General features: G+C 47.7%; 19 protein-coding genes. 16 read left to right on the forward strand and 3 right to left on the reverse strand.

What is annotated here, in order from left to right:
• The first annotated feature begins 41 nt into the window (after positions 1-41).
• Together BN7444_RS06525 and holA are read left to right on the forward strand one after the other, a co-directional pair.
• Positions 42-2,417 (forward strand): DNA internalization-related competence protein ComEC/Rec2, encoded by a 2,376-nt coding sequence (locus BN7444_RS06525; RefSeq protein WP_082941300.1) that lies wholly within the window; start codon positions 42-44, stop codon positions 2,415-2,417.
• The gene (gene holA, locus BN7444_RS06530; protein ID WP_082941301.1) at positions 2,336-3,316 is read left to right on the forward strand and encodes a DNA polymerase III subunit delta; all 981 of its coding nucleotides are present in this window, start codon (positions 2,336-2,338) and stop codon (positions 3,314-3,316) included. The genes BN7444_RS06525 and holA overlap by 82 nt, the downstream gene beginning before the upstream one ends.
• A gap of 50 nt (positions 3,317-3,366) precedes the next feature.
• Here the strand turns inward: holA and rpsT are convergent, their stop codons facing one another.
• On the reverse strand, positions 3,367-3,630 hold the full coding sequence (rpsT, locus tag BN7444_RS06535) for a 30S ribosomal protein S20 (protein WP_068457412.1): 264 nt from the start codon (positions 3,628-3,630) through the stop codon (positions 3,367-3,369).
• Between the two features lie 204 nt (positions 3,631-3,834).
• On the opposite strand from rpsT, the gene lepB reads away from it, so the two are divergent.
• The 11 genes from lepB (at position 3,835) to BN7444_RS06585 (ending at position 15,425) form a co-directional block, all read left to right on the forward strand.
• Positions 3,835-4,338 carry a signal peptidase I gene (lepB, locus tag BN7444_RS06540; protein WP_068457414.1) on the forward strand — a complete coding sequence of 168 codons (504 nt, stop codon included), beginning with the start codon at positions 3,835-3,837 and terminating at the stop codon, positions 4,336-4,338.
• A 21-nt stretch (positions 4,339-4,359) separates the two neighbouring features.
• Positions 4,360-6,168 (forward strand): translation elongation factor 4, encoded by a 1,809-nt coding sequence (gene lepA / locus BN7444_RS06545; RefSeq protein WP_068457416.1) that lies wholly within the window; start codon positions 4,360-4,362, stop codon positions 6,166-6,168.
• Positions 6,169-6,209: 41 nt separating this feature from the next.
• Positions 6,210-7,340: a radical SAM family heme chaperone HemW gene (hemW, locus tag BN7444_RS06550; protein WP_068457418.1), complete on the forward strand. Its 1,131-nt coding sequence runs from the start codon at positions 6,210-6,212 to the stop codon at positions 7,338-7,340.
• Between the two features lie 215 nt (positions 7,341-7,555).
• The gene (locus BN7444_RS09530; protein ID WP_470381991.1) at positions 7,556-7,774 is read left to right on the forward strand and encodes a CD1845 family protein; all 219 of its coding nucleotides are present in this window, start codon (positions 7,556-7,558) and stop codon (positions 7,772-7,774) included.
• Positions 7,761-8,123 (forward strand): hypothetical protein, encoded by a 363-nt coding sequence (locus BN7444_RS06555; RefSeq protein WP_068457421.1) that lies wholly within the window; start codon positions 7,761-7,763, stop codon positions 8,121-8,123. Before BN7444_RS09530 ends, BN7444_RS06555 begins: the two co-directional genes overlap by 14 nt.
• 374 nt (positions 8,124-8,497) lie before the next feature.
• On the forward strand, positions 8,498-9,136 hold the full coding sequence (locus BN7444_RS06560) for a TetR/AcrR family transcriptional regulator (RefSeq protein WP_068457430.1): 639 nt from the start codon (positions 8,498-8,500) through the stop codon (positions 9,134-9,136).
• Positions 9,137-9,210: 74 nt separating this feature from the next.
• Positions 9,211-10,956, forward strand: a complete 1,746-nt coding sequence (locus BN7444_RS06565; RefSeq protein ID WP_068457432.1) for an ABC transporter ATP-binding protein — start codon at positions 9,211-9,213, stop codon at positions 10,954-10,956.
• 1 nt (position 10,957) lies between these two features.
• Positions 10,958-12,688: an ABC transporter ATP-binding protein gene (locus tag BN7444_RS06570; protein ID WP_068457435.1), complete on the forward strand. Its 1,731-nt coding sequence runs from the start codon at positions 10,958-10,960 to the stop codon at positions 12,686-12,688.
• A gap of 21 nt (positions 12,689-12,709) precedes the next feature.
• On the forward strand, positions 12,710-13,291 hold the full coding sequence (locus BN7444_RS06575; protein WP_068457437.1) for an MptD family putative ECF transporter S component: 582 nt from the start codon (positions 12,710-12,712) through the stop codon (positions 13,289-13,291).
• Complete coding sequence (locus tag BN7444_RS06580; protein WP_068457440.1) at positions 13,291-13,989, forward strand: energy-coupling factor transporter transmembrane component T family protein; 699 nt, start codon at positions 13,291-13,293, stop codon at positions 13,987-13,989. Before BN7444_RS06575 ends, BN7444_RS06580 begins: the two co-directional genes overlap by 1 nt.
• On the forward strand, positions 13,977-15,425 hold the full coding sequence (locus tag BN7444_RS06585) for an ABC transporter ATP-binding protein (RefSeq protein WP_068457443.1): 1,449 nt from the start codon (positions 13,977-13,979) through the stop codon (positions 15,423-15,425). The genes BN7444_RS06580 and BN7444_RS06585 overlap by 13 nt, the downstream gene beginning before the upstream one ends.
• Here the strand turns inward: BN7444_RS06585 and BN7444_RS09425 are convergent.
• Entirely contained in the window at positions 15,394-15,702 is a 309-nt protein-coding gene (locus BN7444_RS09425) for a recombinase zinc beta ribbon domain-containing protein (RefSeq protein WP_068457446.1), read from the reverse strand. The genes BN7444_RS06585 and BN7444_RS09425 overlap by 32 nt on opposite strands.
• Before the next feature lie 26 nt (positions 15,703-15,728).
• A complete protein-coding gene (locus BN7444_RS09430) occupies positions 15,729-16,028 on the reverse strand; it encodes a recombinase family protein (RefSeq protein ID WP_068457449.1) in 300 nt (99 codons plus the stop codon).
• 244 nt (positions 16,029-16,272) lie between these two features.
• On the opposite strand from BN7444_RS09430, the gene BN7444_RS06600 reads away from it, so the two are divergent.
• The 3 genes from BN7444_RS06600 (at position 16,273) to grpE (ending at position 18,574) form a co-directional block, all read left to right on the forward strand.
• The gene (locus BN7444_RS06600) at positions 16,273-16,548 is read left to right on the forward strand and encodes a hypothetical protein (protein ID WP_068457451.1); all 276 of its coding nucleotides are present in this window, start codon (positions 16,273-16,275) and stop codon (positions 16,546-16,548) included.
• A gap of 452 nt (positions 16,549-17,000) precedes the next feature.
• Positions 17,001-18,023: a heat-inducible transcriptional repressor HrcA gene (gene hrcA / locus BN7444_RS06605; protein ID WP_068457454.1), complete on the forward strand. Its 1,023-nt coding sequence runs from the start codon at positions 17,001-17,003 to the stop codon at positions 18,021-18,023.
• Positions 18,024-18,031: 8 nt separating this feature from the next.
• The gene (gene grpE, locus BN7444_RS06610) at positions 18,032-18,574 is read left to right on the forward strand and encodes a nucleotide exchange factor GrpE (RefSeq protein ID WP_068457456.1); all 543 of its coding nucleotides are present in this window, start codon (positions 18,032-18,034) and stop codon (positions 18,572-18,574) included.
• Positions 18,575-18,600 lie beyond the last annotated feature (26 nt).

Here is an 18,600-nt window from a genome sequence, read left to right on the forward strand (position 1 = left end):
CCCTATTTTATCATATTCCGGATTTATGAGGGCGGGTGGTTATGAGACAAGTTTGGTTTCTCTTATGCCTTTGTATGGGCGGGGGCTGCTTCCTGGCGGAGCGGCTGCCCCTTTCTTTTGCTGCCCCGGTTTTCATCCTCACGTCCTTCGCCTTGTTTCTGTGGAGAAAGAAGACCGACGCCCTCTATCCCTTGGCGATCCTCCTCGTCTTTATCTTCGCCGCATCGTCCCTGCAAGGGGCGGATGTTTCCGGCGAGCGGATTTCCGCCCGAGGCGTGGTGTCGGCCTCGAAAGAAAATTATTACGAATTGCACGTGAGCCCTTTTAAGAAGGTGCGGGTCTTTTCCGAGGCGAATCCGAGCTTGGGCACGATGATGACGGTGCGGGGGCGCAGCATGAAGCCGGAGCGGCCGAGAAATCCCGGCGGCTTCGACGGCCTTCACTACAGCCTATCTCACGGCATCGACAGAACCTTGCGCCCGACGAAAGAGGAAGTACTTCCGAAAGGCCACACCTTCACAGAAAAAATGTATGGGCTGCGGGGAAGCTTTCGGAATTTCGGAAGAAAAGTTACCGAGAAATACTTTCCGCCGAAAGAGGCGAAGCTCTTGTCTGCCATGCTCTTCGGCAACGACGCCGACTGGGAAGGCCTGGAGGATTTTCGCAGCCTGAATGTGATTCACATTCTGTCCATCTCCGGCCTACATATCGGGCTCATTCTCGCTATTTTGTCGGCGGGCTTAAAGAAGCTGCCCCTGCCATATGATCTCCGGAAGATTTTCCTTCACTGGATTCTGCTCCTCTATCTTTTTCTCACGGGCTTTCCCGTCGGCGGCATGCGGGTGTGGCTGTCCCTTCTCTTTACCGACGCGGGCAAGCGAATGGCCCATCCCGTGGATCCCAATTACGCCTTGGGCTTCAGCGCCGCGGTCTTTCTCGCCATCAATCCCTTTTACATCTACCGCCTGGGCTTTCTGTTCAGCTTTTTTTCCGTCTACGGCATTTTAAATATCTATCCCAAGCTGCCCTATTTCGGCTCGACGAGAGAACCTGCGGCAAAGGCACTGGGCGTGTCCATGGGCGTCACCCTGGCCATTGCGCCCCTGCTTTTATATACCGCGGGCCGCATTTCGATCATGGGCCTCTTCGCCAATGTGCTGCTTCTGCCTTTGGCGGCGGCCATCCTCTACGGCGGCGTCGCCGTCAGCCTGCTGTCTGTTGTTTTTGGGCCGGTGGCGGCGGGGGCGGCCATCGTCACCCATTGGATCTTCGTTCCCTTTCTCTTTCTCATGCGGCACATGGCCATGGCGCCGTTGAATTGGGTGCTGCCCACATTTAACGTGGCGGAGGCCTGCGCCTATTACCTGGTGCTTCACTTCGCCCTCTACTTTCCCTACGGCCGCCTTCGTCTAAAGGCGGGGCGTTTGCTTTTGCTGCAGGCGGCCCTCGTGGGCCTCGTGATTCTCGCCTGGGGCCGCATGACCGCGCCCGATCTGTCCGTGACCCAGCTCTATGTGGGGCAGGGGGACTGCGCCTATGTGGAGGCGAAGGATTTTCGCGGGCTCATCGACACGGGCGGCAGCCGCTTCGGCGCCGATCCCACGGCCCGATACGTGGTGCCCTTTTTGCGGACCAAGGGCGTGAATAGCTTGGACGGGATTTTTCTTTCCCACTACGACGCGGACCATTGCGGCGGCGTTAGCACTTTGGCGAAGAGCTTTAAGATCAAAGCTATCTTCGCGCCGGCGCCGGGAAGCGACGAAGACCGGGCTATGCACGACGAAATCGAAGAAAAGGCCGGGCGGATTCGCCAGATCCAAGGCAAGTTCGCCATGAAGGGCTGGGAGATGCAGGTCTTTCCGCCCTATGGGGAGGAAGAAAACGCCCTGTCCATGGTCATGGAGCTGGCCTCCGGCGGTTGTCACATGCTTTTTCTCGGCGACTTGCCGAGCGAACAGGAAAAAATGCTTCTGACGGATCTCAAGCATAAAGAGGAAATCATCAAACTCGGCCACCACGGGTCCAAGACGTCGAGCTCGGAGGAATTTCTCGACGCCACAGGGCCTCGCCTGGCCCTTATATCGGCGGGGGAGAATAATTCCTATGGTCACCCTCACAGAGAGGTGTTGGACCGCTTAAAAGTCCGTCACATCCCCTATGTGCAGACGAAAGACGGCGCCCTTACCATGAACTTTAAAAAGGGGAAGGTGCGGGTCTCCGTTTACAAACCGTGGCGCCTGACTGCGGGGCAATGTATCTTTTTTGCCGCCAACCTGTTAGGCTTGGTTTATATGACGAAATTAGGCGCAAATTATTTTAAGGAAAGAGACGATTTATGGAATCAGTGGATTATAAAGGAGCCTATCTTCTTCACGGACCGGAAAAATTCGGTATGGGCGAGAAGAGAAAGCAAATAGAAAACAGATACCTGGATCCCGCCACTCGGGATTTAAATTACGACGTGGCATCGGGGGACGTGGGGGAGATTTTGGCCAAGGCCAACACTCTGCCCTTTATGTCGGAAAAGCGCATCGTCGTCGTAAAAGACGCCGGGCTCTTATGCACCGACCCCGATCTGGATCGCTTTTTAGAGGAGGTCTTTCACATACCCGACACCACCGTGCTCCTTCTAATGGAGACGGAGACGAGCATAAAAAAGACCCAGAAACTTTACAAGCGCTTCGACAAGGCCCATCGGGTCATTTCCATGGAGCGGCTCACGGGGCGGGTGCTGCGAAATTTTCTCGCCGGCTATTTGGCGAAGCAGAATCGCCGCATACGACCCGATGTGCTGGAGCATTTCATTCGCCTTTCCGGCTACGGCGACAGGCAGTTTGAAGGAGATCTTCAGGGCCTCGTGAACACTTTAGATCAAATCGCCAGCGTGTCGGAAGGGGAAGTAACCACGGAGGCGGTGGACGCCTTTTTGGATCCCTTTTCCGCGGACACCATCTTCGATCTTCTCGCCGCCATCGGGCGAAAAGACGGGGCGACGATTTTAAAGCTCTTAGACGAATTTGAAGCCAAGGAAGAGCCCGCCGGACGCATTTTATACATGATCGCGCGGCAGACGGGCAATCTTATGTATTACAAGACCATGAGGGAGACGGGCAGAAGCGATGCGGATATCTTTCGCTTCATGGGCGTGAAGCCCTACGAGGGCAAAAAAATAGCCGCACAGAGCGGCGCTTATACAAAAGAGCAGCTGAGGCGGCATTACCGATTGATTTTAGACGAAGAGCTTCGCATGAAGAGCAGCTCCGTCGCGGACCGCGACGTGCTGGAGACTTTGCTTCTCGGGATGCTCCGTGACTAATTAAATAAGGGCATGAAAAAAACTGAAAACAGCTGTTTTCAGTTTTTGTTTTAGTTGGCGCGATTTAATTTTTGGGTTAAACGGCTCATGCGACGATCGGCCGCATTTTTATGAATAACATTCTTCGATGCCGCTTTTTTAAGTTTCTTATCGACAGTGCGGAGGAGAGCTCTCGCTTCGTCGATGTCACCTTTATCGAGCGCTTCTTCGAACTTGCGAACGGAAGTCTTGATGCCGGTTTTAACGGATTTATTGCGCAACGTTTCTTTCTTGGTTGTGCCGATACGCTTAATAGCGGATTTAATATTTGCCATGATTCACCTCCGACTGTGATTTTATCCCTTCGGATACCTTAACTTGTAGAATTTTACCACATGGTCTCTACTTTTGCAAGAAAGGGAGGAAGGAAGTTCATAAAAGATGTAGAAAAATTTTGTTTGTGGTAAAATGAATAGTCAGATTCAAGAAAGGGGAACATTTTGAAGGGAAAAGGAACATCGTCTTCCACGGCGGTTGAAATGATTAAAATAATAATTATGGCGGTGGTATTGGCCGTAGTCATCCGCCATTTCATCTTTAACACCACCATGGTCATCGGCCAAAGTATGGAACCCACATTGCACGAGCGGGAACGGATGATTTGTCTCGTCTTCCCCAATTACTTTTCCGATCCCAAGCGGGGCGATATCGTGATCATCGATGCGCCGGACGAATCGGGAAAGGAATACGTCAAGCGCGTCATCGGCCTGCCCGGGGACCACATCGAAATTTCCGACGGCAAGGTCCACGTCAACGGCGTGGCGCTGAAGGAAAATTACACCCATCCGGGAGTCGCCACGGGCACCTACGATGGAAACACCTGGGACATTAAGGACGGCGAATTTTTCGTCATGGGAGACAATCGCCAAGAGGGCATGTCCATCGACAGCCGCTATTTCGGTCCCGTGGAAAAGAAACACATTCGCTCCCGGGCGGCGCTGCGTTACTATCCATTTTCGAAATTTACGGTATTTTCTCACTAATGGACGTATAAAGGAGGCACTATGACCGATCGTCAAAAAAATATTCGCAATTTCTCCATTATCGCCCATATCGATCACGGCAAAAGTACATTGGCCGACCGGCTCATAGAAAAGACGGGCATGCTCACGGAGCGGGAAATGGATTCTCAGGTATTGGACTCCATGGCGCTGGAAAAAGAGCGGGGCATTACCATTAAGCTCAAGGCCGTGCGCCTCGTACACGAACGAGACGGCGAGGAGTATATTTTAAATCTTATCGACACTCCCGGCCACGTGGACTTTAACTACGAGGTCTCCCGCTCTCTGGCGGCCTGTGAAGGGGCGCTTTTGGTGGTGGACTGCACCCAGGGCGTGGAGGCGCAGACCCTGGCCAATGTGTACCTGGCTCTGGATCAGGATCTGGAGCTGGTGCCGGTCATCAACAAAATCGACCTGCCTTCGGCGCGAGTGGACGAAGTCAAAAAAGAAATCGAAGACATTATCGGCCTGGACACGGAGGACGCTCCCTTAATCAGCGCGAAAAACGGCGTGGGCATCGACGACGTCTTGGATGCCATTATCGATCAGGTGCCGGCACCTTCCGGCGACGCGAAGAGCCCCTTAAAGGCGCTGATCTTCGACTCCATCTACGACAGCTATCGCGGCGTGGTCTGCTACATTCGCATTTTCGACGGCACGGTGAAGGCCGGAGACAAAATTAAAATGTGGGCCACAGGCAAGGAATTTGAAGTGGTGGAAGTGGGCGTCAATGCCAACGGAAACATTCCCCTGAAAGAATTAAGCGCCGGCGACGTCGGCTATTTGACGGCCAGCATTAAAAACGTCAAAGAGGCCCGAGTCGGCGACACCATTTTCGATCCGAAGAATCCGCCGAAGGAAGCCCTGCCCGGCTACAAAAAAGTCGTGCCCATGGTCTACTCCGGCATCTATCCCGCCGAAGGGGAATCCTACACCGACGTGCGGGACGCGCTGGAAAAGCTGCAGGTCAACGATGCGGCCCTGGTATTCGACGCGGAAACCTCCGTGGCCCTGGGCTTCGGCTTCCGCTGCGGCTTTTTGGGTCTCTTACACATGGAGATCATTCAAGAGCGGCTGGAGCGGGAATTCGATCTGGACATTATCACCACGGCGCCCTCGGTTATCTACCGGGTGCACACCGTGGACGGAGGGATGGAAGAGATTCAAAACCCGTCGAACCTTCCCGATCCCACTTCCATCGAAATGATGGAAGAGCCCTTCGTGCGGGCGGAAATCATGTCCCCCACCGATTACGTGGGCACCATTATGGAGCTGTGCCAAGAGCGCCGGGGTCGCTACATCAGTATGGACTATTTGGAAGAGACGCGGGTCATGATTACCTACGAGCTTCCCTTAAACGAAGTCATCTACGATTTCTTCGACGCCTTAAAGAGCAAGACACGAGGCTACGCGTCCTACGACTACGAGCTCATCGGCTACGAGCCCGGGGATCTGGTGAAGATGGACATCCTCATCAACGGGGAACTGGTGGACGCCTTCTCTCTTATCGTGCATAAGGAAAAGGCCTATGAGCGGGGCAGAAAGATTTGCGAGCGCCTCACCGGCGTCATTCCCCGCCATCAATTTGCCGTGCCCATTCAAGCGGCCATCGGCTCGAAGATCATTGCCAGAGAAACTATTCGCGCCGTCAGGAAAGACGTCTTGGCCAAGTGCTACGGCGGCGACATTTCCCGGAAGCGGAAACTCTTGGAAAAACAAAAGGAAGGAAAGAAGCGCATGCGCTCCATCGGCAATGTGGAAGTGCCCCAAGAAGCATTCCTTGCCGTACTCAAATACGACGAAGACAAATAAGGAAGACGGACCTGAAGGGGTCCGTTTTTTTCGGAGGTTCTATGAAAAAGCCCATGGGCATTTACATCCACGTGCCCTTTTGCGAAAAAAAGTGCGACTACTGCGATTTTTATTCCCTGGCGAAGAAAGACGACGGGGATTTCGACGACTATGTGGAAAGTCTCCTTAAAGAAATCGATCTGTACAAAGACATATTGGCCACACGAGATGTGACCACGGTCTTTTTCGGCGGCGGAACCCCCTCGCTCTTGGGCACGGATCGCCTCCTGCGCATCATGGAAAAACTGCGTCCTTATTTTGGCGAGGCAAAGGAAATCACCATGGAGGGCAATCCAGAAAGCGTCCTTCATCTCGACGTGGCCGCCTTAATCGACGCCGGCTTCAATCGCTTTAGCATGGGGGTGCAAAGCGCATCGGACAAGCTGTTAAATATTATGGGCCGCATTCACGACGTAAAGACCGCCGAGGACGCCTTCTACCATTTGCGGGAAGGCGGGGCGAAAAATATCAATCTGGATTTTATTTCATCGGTGCCGGAAGAGAGCATGGAAGATGTGGAGGCGAGCCTCGCCATGATCGAAAAGTTGAATCCCGAGCACGTGAGCCTCTACAGCTTAATCGTGGAGCCGGGCACGGCCTTTGATCGCCGCTACGGAAAGAGCGTGGAGGAACGAGAGGAAGCTGACCGCATCCACGTCCACGCTTACGAGGGGGGCCTAGCCGCCATGAGCTATAGGCAGTATGAAATTTCCAATTTCGAAAAGGGCGGCCACCCATGCGCTCATAATTTAAATTACTGGCACTTAGGCGAGTACCTGGGCCTGGGCCCCGCCGCCAGCGGCCACTTATGCGGCAGACGCTACAGAAATGAGCAAAATCTTTCATCCTATAAAGAGACCCTACGCGAAGGCCGTGCGCCTATTGAGGAGGAAGAAGTGCTTTCGCCCATGGATCAAGACAACGAATACACCATGCTGGGCCTTCGGCTCAACGATGGCATCCCTTTCGATGCCATCTTGCCCTCGGGGCAGCGGTTTATGGACATGCATAAAGAAGCCATCAAAAAAAATGTGAACGACGGCCTCCTCGCCATAACAAACGGCCGCGTGGCTTTAACGAACAAGGGAAGGGACCTGGCCAATCGAGTGGAAGTAGATTTCTTTCGCTTATAAAAATGAGTTCCCTTTTTAAAAAGGGAGGAAGAAAATAGACGGAGCGTTTTATGTGAATGAAACGATGCTTTGAAAGGGAAGGCAACAAGCACTTTACATCAGGGTAACGGAGAAAAACTTGAGAATAGTTTTGAAAATTATACTTTTTCCTGTATCTATATTTTTATCAGTGACAAACAGCCTTTATAAAATTTGTACACGGCATTGGAACAACAATACTTTATATTTTGATGCTTTTTTGTATCATAGGTGCAACAGCAGGTTTTGTTCAAAGAGATACAACAACATGTATACAGGCGTTAATTATTGGTTTCTTGGTTAGTCCGTATGGATTGCAACTATTAGCAGCAGTTGCTATTAGAGCAATTGAGGGAATGAATGAAAGAATAAAACAAATTAGAATTTGTGGAGATAATGAGTATGAAAAAATTTAACAAGATTAGTGTGGTCTCGTTACTTATTCTAATCTTATCATTTACTGTTGTTAGGTATGCCGTATTCGGAATACACGGAATGAAACAATTGCCACTTGTACTAGGCTTACTTATCGCTGTAGAGTTGATAGTCCTCTGTTTCACTAAAGTTAAAATAGTACCTCTTATCTCTGCGATTTCATATCCACTCGGCTTTGCTATTGGGTGTTTGTTCCAAACAAGTGGATTAGATGCTGGCGGTGGAGCAACAAACAATCTGTGGATTATTTGGATAGGTACCATTTTTGTAATGAACATTATTTCTGTTTTCGCAGAATTGATAAATAGAAAGAAAGCTAAGCAACAGTAATTTTGTGTTCGTGTGATTGTTAGAACAGTCTAATAAATCCCAGTTTTTAGTACTAACAATCCACCTAAATAGATTTAAGATCTAGTGTCTGTACGCATTGATATTATTTCATGAGAACATAACAACATATTTGATACATTTTAACGGCACAGTCGCTTAGGGTACGAAACTCATACTCAGGAGTACGAAAAATAGGTATGGGGGTATGAAAACAATTCGATAGGGCAAATAGCATCACGATCATATAAAACCAGGCCTTCTTCTGATCATAATTATTGACGTAAAAATATTTCTCTTGACAGATAGCAACAGTTGGGTGTAATGTTTAGATAACTTAGTTATCTAAACAAGAACTATTTTTGATGGGAGGATCTATGACTACAGGTAATTTTGAAGAAACTCATGCCAACATACTAAAGAGTGGTCTGGATGCCTTCTTGGAGGAAGGCTATGAAAAAGCAAATATAAGAAGAATTTGTAAATCAGCTGGCGTGACAACAGGAGCTTTCTATAAGCATTTTACAGATAAGGAAGATTTGTTTGCAAAGTTGGTAGAGCCTTTAGCAGATAAGATCAATGAAATTTATAACTACTACGAAAAAGAAAGTTTTTCCACCTACGGCACGGAGTTTCCTGTGCCCAAAGAAAAAATCTTAAAAGTTCTTGAACTCAAACAAGAAGGGACGCTTAAAAGTGTTGAGTTTTTCTATGAACATAAAGATATCTTTGAGCTTCTTATTTTTAAATCCTATGGCACAAAGTATGAGCATTTCTTAGATAAACTCATCGTAATTGAGGATCGTAATGACTGGTCGATTTTAGAGATGATCCATGGGAAAGAAAATGCGGATTCCATTATGACCAAGCAAAGTGTCCATATCATCAATCATGCATTTTTCAACGCCATCTCTGAACTCGTTGTACACGCATCCGATAAAGAACAGCTTCTCAGTATGACAAAGACGATGTCTAATTTTTTCAATGCGGGTTGGGAAAAGTACCGCAGCCCATAGCTCTATATTTTTTTATCCAAGAGATGACTTAGTTATCTAATTTGCTTTATATGTGATCGTGAGGAGGTAAAAACATGAAAAAACAAAGTCCCATAAAGCGTCTGTGGGAACTGGCTGCCAGTCAGCACGCCGGACTAAAACTCTCTGTGAGTCTTGCGGTACTTGGAGTTTTAGGTGGTATCGTTCCCTACGTGGCTGCGGGACAGGTTCTGACAAACTTATTCAATGGTATGACAGACTTCAGTGCTTATATGAAAGCCTGCGTTGTTGGACTTTTAGGCTATGCCGTGAAATCCGTTCTATATTCACTGTCGCTTTCCGTTTCCCATAAAGCCACTTTTGAACTTTTACAGGAACTGCGCGAAAAAATGCTGCACAAGCTTCCAAAACTCTCGTTGGGGAAAGTAATAGCGACACCCGGCGGTGAATGGAAGCAGCTCATTGTAGATCAGGTGGAAAGTTTGGAGCGTCCGGTTGCTCATCTTTTTCCGGAAATGACGGCAAATATGGTGGGGCCGCTCTGTATTTTGATTTATCTCATTGCACTGGACTGGCGCATGGCACTGTTATCTTTGGCATCCATCCCGATCGGAATGTTTTTTATGAGTATAATTATGAAAACCTACGGCAAGCAATATGCCGGCTCGGTCCAGGTTAGCGCTCAGATGAATGCCGCTATAGCGGAATATGCCGGAGGCATTGAAGTTATTAAAGCTTTCAATCAAGGAGAGAGCAGCTATCACAAGTTTTCCGAGAAAATTCTCGCAAATGCCCAATACTACTACGACTGGATGAAAAGCGTTCAATTCTTAATGTCGCTGTCTAAATCGATACTTCCTACAACGCTGCTTGCTGTTTTGCCGGTAGGATATCTTTTTTATCAAAGTGGAAGTTTGGACGGAGGCACATTTTTGACGACGGTGATCCTCTCTTTCTCCCTTTCGGGCCTTTTGATGGCTGCCATGAATTTTGTGGATAGTTTGGCTCGGGTGGGAACGGTTGTAGGTCAGATTGATGCGCTCTTAGCTGCCGAAGAGCAGCAGCATGAAAAACACCCCATATCGTTCAACAAACACGACATTGTTCTCGATCATGTTTCTTTTTCCTATGAACCCGGTGAAGATGCCAAAGAAATTATTCATGATGTTTCTTTAAGCATAAAAGACGGGAGCTTTAATGCATTTGTAGGTCCATCCGGCGGCGGCAAATCGACCTTAGCAAAACTGATAGCCGGCTATTGGGATGTGGAAAAAGGAAGCATCGCTATCGGTGGCATCAATGCGAAAAAGGTTCCCTTAGAACAACTCTATAACAGCGTTTCCTTTGTATCTCAGGATAATTTTCTCTTTAACGAAAGCATTCGCAACAACATTCGCATGGGTTGCTTGAGTGCTACGGATGAAGACGTGGAGCACATTGCGAAGCTCTCGGGCTGTCATGACTTTATTGAGAATCTGGAAAACGGTTATGACACGATTGCAGGAGATGGAGGCACTCATCTTTCCGGAGGTGAGCGTCAGCGGATTTCTATTGCGCGCGCCATGCTTAAAGATGCCCCGATTGTCATTTTGGACGAAGCAACAGCATACATTGATCCCGAGAATGAAGTGCTGATGCAGCAAGCACTGGGACAACTTGTTGCGGGGAAGACCGTTATCGCAATCGCTCATAGACTTTCCACCATCACGGGAGCCGATCAAATCTTCGTCATAGAAGAAGGAAAAATCGAAAATCATGGCACACATCAAGAGCTGCTTGAAAAGTCAAAGCTCTATCAAAGTATGTGGCTTGCTCATGTAGGCACGAAAGGAGGTAAATAACATGTTGAACGCACTGAAAAAAATAGGACATTTTGCCGGAGAGGAACAGGGCAATATTAGAAAGTCCATCGCCGTTTCCTTTCTTTTTGCCATTTTCTATATGTTTCAAATTGGTGCTGTTTACTTCGTCATCTTAGGGATGCTGGGAAAAGATATCGGCATAAACCCTGCTCTTTTGGCACTCCTTTTTCTCCTTATCAGCATCTTCGGACGTGCTCTTACCAACTACTTTGCTCAGCTCGAGCAAACGCATGCCGGCTACTTCATGGTGGCTCGGCAGAGACTTGCGGTCGCAAACAAAATGAAGACCGTGCCTATGGGCTATTTTGATGAAGCAAACACCGGTAATATTGTAGGAACGCTTACTACGGTTCTCGGTGATGTAGAAAACACAGCTCCGGTTGTGCTGATCAATATTATGGGAGGCTTTCTCAATGCTTTTGTGTTTACTTTAATAACCTTGATCTGGGATTGGCGTATCGGTCTCATCGTTATTGTCGGTACACTGATTTATTTGTGGATTACCTCGGCGATGGAGAAAAAGACGGCACATCTTGCACCGAAACGTCAAGAAGCGCAAGCAGAACTGGTGGAAGCCGTCCTTGAACAGATTAAGGGAATGTCCATTATAAAATCCTTTAATCTGACAGGGAAGGGTGATAAAAAGGTTCATGCGGCAATTCGTCGTAACAAGAAGACCAACCTTGCTATTGAAAAAATGTTTACGCCTTACAATATGGCCCAGGATTTTGTGCTAAAGCTCTTTAGCATTTTGATTATCGTTGTAGCTATTTACCTTTACGTGCAAGGAACTATGCTTCCGGAAAATGCTCTGATGTCCGTTATCATTTCCTTTATGATTTTTGCCCAGATTGATTCCGCCGGTTCATCTATGGCTGTTTTGCGTGTGGTATCCAGTTCTATTGATCAGGTAGAAAACCTAAAACAGATGCCGGTTATGGATATTCATGGTGAAGACATCCGTCCGGAAAAAGTCTCCATAGAGGTAGCAAATATTGACTTTTCGTATGGAAGCAAAGAAATTTTGCGTGATGTAAGCTTTACCGTTCCTGCAAAAACAACCACGGCCATCGTAGGCCCTTCTGGATCCGGGAAAACAACGGTTTGTAATTTAATTGCCCGTTTCTGGGATGTCAATGCAGGAAGCATCAAAATTGGAGGACATGATATTCGGGACTATACGTTGACCTCTTTGATGGATCAGATCTCTATGGTGTTCCAAAGCGTCTATTTGTTCCAAGACACCATTGAAAACAATATCAAATTTGGAAACATGAATGCCACGCACGAAGAAGTCGTTCAAGCTGCTCAAAAAGCAGCTTGCCATGATTTTATCATGAGTCTGCCGGAAGGTTATAAAACGGTAATCGGAGAAGGCGGTGCATCTCTTTCCGGTGGTGAAAAACAGCGTATCTCTATTGCAAGAGCCATTCTCAAAGATGCGCCCATCATCATATTCGATGAAGCAACAGCCAATGTCGATCCGGAAAACGAAGATAAGCTTCAGCAGGCTATGAACAGCTTAATGAAAGATAAAACCATCATTATGATTGCTCATCGCTTGAAAACAGTTGAAAACGCCGATCAAATTTTAGTGATTGATGAAGGCAAAGTAGTGGCGAGTGGCACACATAACGAACTTGCCGCCAAAGACGGTATTTATTCCAGGTTCCTTCAGGCTCGGAAAACGGCTGAGTCTTGGAAGATATAAAAAGTATTTAAGGAGGATTTTATGAAACTTAAAAATGTGGTACAAATTGCAGTGCTTGGAGTCATTGGCTTTGTTCTGGCTATGGGCATCGGTATGCTGACGGGACTATTAGGCGTGGTTTCACTTTATGTATCCGCAGGATTTGGCGCTTTCTTTGTCGCGCCGGTTTATGTCATCATGGCACGCAAGGTGCAAAAGCGAGGTGCATCGTTTCTCTTTTGGCTGATTATCGGTCTCTTATACATTGTAATGGGCTATTGGATTGCAACACCGATTTGCGTTGTTGCCGGTATCATAGCTGAACTGATTGTAGGTGATTACAGCAATAAAAACCGTATTGCCATGGCTTTCAGCGCATCAATGTTTATTTACGCCATGCATCCGATTCTATTTGTTGTGTTGTTGGGTGCCGAAAACATTGCACGCTTTGTCAGCAGCATGAGTTTAGAGCAAGCGCAAATGATGGTGGCCAGCTATACCGGAAATGTAATAGTGATTTGTGTTTTGGTAAACATTGTTTTGGAGCTTATCGCCGGCCGCTTCGGGCTTTTCATTAATAACAAGTTTTTTGAAAAGAATAGTAAACAAAGCAGACTTAGCTGATGATAAAGAAATCAGCTCTAAAGAAAAAGGAGGAAGGACAGCTGCATCCGTTTACGCTCTTCGCGCTTACGATTCTGGTGTCCTTCCAGGTCTTTTTTGGCAATCAAACGGTCTATTGGGCTGTGCTTGTTCTGACGTTGTTGATTGATTTAAATGCCTCGACAGGTCTCTTTCTTAGACAGATTATTGTTTTTTCTGTTTCCTATGGCATGATGTATCTTTTGGCCTTCGCTGATTTGGGATATGTCACAGGCATTTTTATAGGACTTTTTGCACTCATTGCCCGTTTCATACCGATCTTTAATATTGGCATTGTATTGATTCTTACCAGCCCATCGAAAATCTTAGCCTGTTTTCGCAAGCTTCATATGCCCAACACCGTTAGTGTAGCCATGATTGCAGCTTTGCGTTTTATGGATGAAATTGGCCTGCGCTTGCATGAGATTCGAAACGGTATGAAAATCCGTGGCTTTCATGCTTCCCTTTTGCATCCCGTCCGTACTTTTGAGCTGTACTTTGTTCCTTTGGTCTATAAATGTCTGCATGTCAGCGAAACGCTCGTCTCTTCAATTATTGCCAAAGGTATCGAGTATGAAGGAGAAAAAACCAGTTACTATGATATGCGCTTTAAATTCGCAGATGGCATCAGCCTGTTTGCCGGCGTGGCGCTTTTGGGAGTTGCACTATGGACATCATGAAAGTCAATATTGAGCGCTTCAATTATCAAGGCGCAGAGAAGGCATCTTTGCATGATATTCATTTTATGATTACCGAAGGAGAACTCATCGTGCTCACCGGTAATTCCGGCTGTGGAAAGACCACGCTCACCAGAGTGCTAAACGGTCTTATACCAGAACAGTATGAGGGAACACTGGATGGTAAAGTCACATTATTGGGTCAAAACCTGCATGATTTTAAGAAGGGTACCTTGGCTAAGGTCATCGGCAATGTATTTCAAAATCCATCGGATCAATTCTTTACCCGCAAGGCAGAAGATGAGGTCGCCCTTGTCGGAGAGAACCTCGGTATGCCGCAGGCGGAACTGAGAAAACGGGTGAAGAAAGCTTTTGAGTACATGAGCATTGCTCATCTCATGGATAAAAATTTGAATGAACTTTCCGGCGGAGAAAAACAGCGGGTAGCTATTGCCTCTACCTTAGTTTATGACACAAAGATTATTTTCTTTGATGAACCTTCGGCATCACTTGATCATGAAGGGATCCGCGATTTGCAAAACATCCTGAAATTGCTTAAAGCGTCAGGTAAAACCATTGTCATTGCCGAACACCGACTGTATTTTTTGAAAGAACTCTACGATAAGCTTTATGTCATGAAAGACGGAACTTTTATCAAAGAGTTTGATGCCGGAGAACTTAAGACTTCCGATTGCAAAGACTTCGGACTTCGGACAATCGACTTTTCCGCACTTGTTCCGCACAACACGACAAAGACAGGTGAGCGTGTTTTTTCTGCGAAGGATGTTCATGTTTCTGTAGGCAAAAAAGAACTCATCTCGAATTTATCCTTTGACTTACATTCCGATGAAATCATGGGGATTGTCGGCACAAATGGTATCGGAAAAAGCAGTTTAGGTCGTGTTCTCTGCGGACTTGCCGGCAAGAAGCAAAATATTTCATGGGGAAAAACTCAGCGAGAACGACTGAAAAATGCCTACTACATGATGCAGGATGTAGACTACCAGTTGTTTTTTGATACCGTAGAAAACGAGGCGCTCGCGAGCGGCAAAAAAATAAGCGATGCTTATTTGAGAGAGGTCTCTTGGATCATTAAGCATATTGATCTTTGGAATAAACGCAGCGAGCATCCGCAAAACTTATCCGGCGGGCAAAAGCAAAGGCTGGCTCTCGCCAATGCTTTTTTGAGTGAAAAGCAAATTCTTATTTTGGATGAGCCGACCAGCGGTTTGGATTACATGCACATGGATAAAATCGCCGAGCTTATCTTTGAACTCGCCAAAGGTCGCCCGACAATGATTATTACGCATGACATCGAACTATTACTGAAAGTCTGCCGGACGGTCCTTCTGATCAAACAAGATGGATATGAGAAACTTGATTTACAGACGGCAGAATATCATAAGCTCATTTCTTATTTTGAGCAGATGATGAAATAACGGCGGCTTTTAGCTGCTCATCGGTAAGATGCACGCCGTTTTTGCAGGGAGAGTTTTTCTTGCAGTGCTTGTTGCATTGCCAAATGACCTGCTTGTATTTGTCGTTGGAATGCCAGACTTTTGAACCGAGCCTTGTTCCGAATTTTCCGCAGTAGATATTGCCGGAGAAAAGTCTCGCGCCACTGTGTCTTCCTTTTTCGTTTTTGCGCCGTTCCATCTCCCGTTGTACGAGATCCCACACCTCCGGTTCAATGATGGCTTCGTGGTTTCCGGACACGTAGTACTGCGGAATTTCGCCTTCGTTTATCTGGTGCTCTTTGGAAAGAAAGTTTGTAGTAAAGGACTTTTCAGGAGCGCATCGCCTTTGTATTTTTCGTTGGTAAGGATGGATTTGATGTTGCTTGGGTTCCAGCGAGGTTTTCCTGCAGGCGACGGGATACCGTCTTCGGTCAGAGCCTTTGCAATGAGGTGGTAGGTTTTTCCTTGCAAGTACATCGCATAGATGCGTTTGACGATTTTTGCCTGTTTGGGATTGACGACGAGGTTTCCGTCCTTCAGGAAGAAGTCCAGCGTGTATTTTTCCGGTACCTCGATGTGATCCACCTTGTCGAGAAAGGCTTCCTAGTCAAGCTCCTCAAGGCCGAGGACTTCGCAGCAGGCCTTTTCTAATGTCTTCTTGCTGATTGTGCTGCCGACCGGGCAGCCTTAGCCGACCTTCTTTTTCTTCTTGCTTCCGCAGTTCCAATATTCCTGACAGTGTCCGTTCTTTGTGCGCCGATTGTGCATGTAGCTGAAGCCGCAATATGGGCACTTGATTTTTCCGGTGAAGCAGCAGGAGTTCAGGCTCTTGTTGGCAAGGGCTCCGAGCTCCCTGCGTCTGACCATCTCATCTTGGACGTACTGGAAGGTCTCCGTTGGAACGGAGTTTCCCGCAAAGGATATCGATCAGCTGATAGGGCACATTGACGGCACCATCGATGAGGCGAATTCGTTTTTGTTATCTTTGAATAATGATCTTCCCGAAAGCTATGATAAAGCAGCCTTTGATTCCAAAGTGTCCCTGCTCATGAATCATTTTGTCGATATGGCCGTTCAGGGATACGGTTGGATTGGCGTCGCTTAAGGCGATGCTGTGACGAGAAGAAAGGACGCAGAGCCGTCGTTTTATAGTGGCTCGCGAGGTGATAGGGAAGCGAATGGGATTAGAGATGCTTCCAAATAATTAAAGGCAAAAAGACTTTTGTTTGAAAGAAGCATCCATGAAACATGGAAGCATGGTGCGTAGCGTCTTCCTATGGGAGAGAACAAAAATGACCACATCAGGGTAAAAGAATATCCCGGTGTGGTCATTTTGTTTTGAAATCAGTTAAACGTGCCGCCGGCAATTAAAAAGTCTCGATCCAGCGAACTTCAAAGCTTCAGATTATTTTACGAATGCCTGAATCGAGCCTTCAAAAGGGGAATCTTTTTATTTTTAGCAATCACGCTTGACAAGTGCTAAAAGCGTGGTATACTTAAACCATAAGCGATTAGCACTCGACAAGAGAAAGTGCTAATGCGGAAGGGAGGTTTCTGTTGGACAAGAGAAAAATAGACATTTTAAATCTGATCATCGAGTCCTACATCGCCTCTCCCGTGCCCGTCGGCAGTCGCACCATTTCGAAATCACCGTCCCTTGCCGTGTCATCGGCGACGATACGGAACGAGATGAGCGATTTGGAAGCTTTGGGTTTTTTGGAAAAGCCCCATACTTCCGCCGGGCGCGTTCCGTCCGAAGGCGCTTATCGATTTTATGTTGACGAATTGATTCCCGAGATCGACTATCCGAATTCTCTCGTGAACTATTTCGAAGACGCCATGCCCATGGAGCTTTACGGCACGCGGGATTTTTATTCCACCGCCGTGGAGGCCTTGGCCGATTACACGGAGAACCTGGCGCTGATGATGATGCCGAGGAAAAGCGACCGCAGGCTTCAGTACCTGGATCTCATTCCCGTAAACGACCACATGGTCATGCTACTCATCGTCGGCGACCGCGGTGTCGTCGTCAAGCGCATGATCGACCTGGGTTTCGGCGTGAACGAAGAGGAGCTGAGCTATGTTTCAGGCGTCCTGTCCGATGCCTTCGTAGGCACGCCCTTCGATGCCATCGACGGCGTGAAGTTCGTCCTCTCCGGCGAACTGCTTCGCTACGAAAGCTTCATCCTTCAAATCACGGAGATCCTCTCCGGCGTCATACACGCAGTGGAAGAGGTGGATGTGGTCATCAGCGGCGTCGGACATCTGTTTCGCTACGAGGAATTTCAAGACCCGGGCCGCATGAAATCCATGATGGATTACGTGCGGGACAAGGCGAATCTTTTGCGGCTCTTTCATCCCATGGCCACGGACGAAGCCATACGGTTTCGAATCGGCAAGGAAAACGAAGAAAAGAGCATGCAGGACAACAGCTTAATCAGTCGGATCTATCCGATAAACGGCACCGATCGAGGCGGAATCGCATTGATCGGACCGGTGCGGATGAATTATAGAAAGTCGGCAAATTCCCTAATGGCATTTTCCGACGCACTGTCGAAAAGACTTGGGAAAGAACGTTGAGGTGAGAAGTGGTAGTAAAAAATAATGAAGACCCCAAGGACATGGATCCTCGGGAAGAAAATGAAGAAATGGAACAAACCGTTGAGACCGATGAAGCACAAAGTGCCGAGGACGTAGTGACGGAAGCGGATGAGCGCTTGGCGGAACTGGAAGATCGCTACCTGCGTCTGCAGGCGGACTACAGTAACTTCCGCAGACGCAGCGGCGAAGAAAAGCAGCAGATGCATCTCTTGGGCATGGAAAAATTGGCCCTGGACATTTTGCCCGTACTGGACAATTTCGAGCGCGCCCTGGCAATTGACGAAGTGAAGGACGAAAAGTTTTACGAAGGCATGAAGATGATCGCCGATCAGTTCCGAGGAGAGCTGGCGAAAAACGACATCGTAGAAATCGAGGCGTTGAACGCGCCTTTCGATCCCAATTTACATCACGCCGTCTTAACCGAAGAAAAAGAAGGCGTGGAATCCGGCGTGGTCATCGACGTCCTGCAAAAGGGCTACAAGCTGAAAGATCGCGTTATTCGACCGAGCATGGTCAAGGTCTCAAAATAATATAGATTTAATAAAACGTACATTTT

It is taken from the genome of Peptoniphilus pacaensis (genome assembly GCF_900088125.1).
GTDB classification, from domain to species: domain Bacteria; phylum Bacillota; class Clostridia; order Tissierellales; family Peptoniphilaceae; genus Aedoeadaptatus; species Aedoeadaptatus pacaensis.

Coding starts and splice junctions, on each gene's coding strand:
- BN7444_RS06525 (WP_082941300.1), top strand. CDS start 42: ATGAGACAAGTTTGGTTTCTCTTATGCCTTTGTATGGGCGGGGGCTGC.
- holA (WP_082941301.1), top strand. CDS start 2,336: ATGGAATCAGTGGATTATAAAGGAGCCTATCTTCTTCACGGACCGGAA.
- rpsT (WP_068457412.1), bottom strand. CDS start 3,630: ATGGCAAATATTAAATCCGCTATTAAGCGTATCGGCACAACCAAGAAA.
- lepB (WP_068457414.1), top strand. CDS start 3,835: ATGATTAAAATAATAATTATGGCGGTGGTATTGGCCGTAGTCATCCGC.
- lepA (WP_068457416.1), top strand. CDS start 4,360: ATGACCGATCGTCAAAAAAATATTCGCAATTTCTCCATTATCGCCCAT.
- hemW (WP_068457418.1), top strand. CDS start 6,210: ATGAAAAAGCCCATGGGCATTTACATCCACGTGCCCTTTTGCGAAAAA.
- BN7444_RS06555 (WP_068457421.1), top strand. CDS start 7,761: ATGAAAAAATTTAACAAGATTAGTGTGGTCTCGTTACTTATTCTAATC.
- BN7444_RS06560 (WP_068457430.1), top strand. CDS start 8,498: ATGACTACAGGTAATTTTGAAGAAACTCATGCCAACATACTAAAGAGT.
- BN7444_RS06565 (WP_068457432.1), top strand. CDS start 9,211: ATGAAAAAACAAAGTCCCATAAAGCGTCTGTGGGAACTGGCTGCCAGT.
- BN7444_RS06570 (WP_068457435.1), top strand. CDS start 10,958: ATGTTGAACGCACTGAAAAAAATAGGACATTTTGCCGGAGAGGAACAG.
- BN7444_RS06575 (WP_068457437.1), top strand. CDS start 12,710: ATGAAACTTAAAAATGTGGTACAAATTGCAGTGCTTGGAGTCATTGGC.
- BN7444_RS06580 (WP_068457440.1), top strand. CDS start 13,291: ATGATAAAGAAATCAGCTCTAAAGAAAAAGGAGGAAGGACAGCTGCAT.
- BN7444_RS06585 (WP_068457443.1), top strand. CDS start 13,977: ATGGACATCATGAAAGTCAATATTGAGCGCTTCAATTATCAAGGCGCA.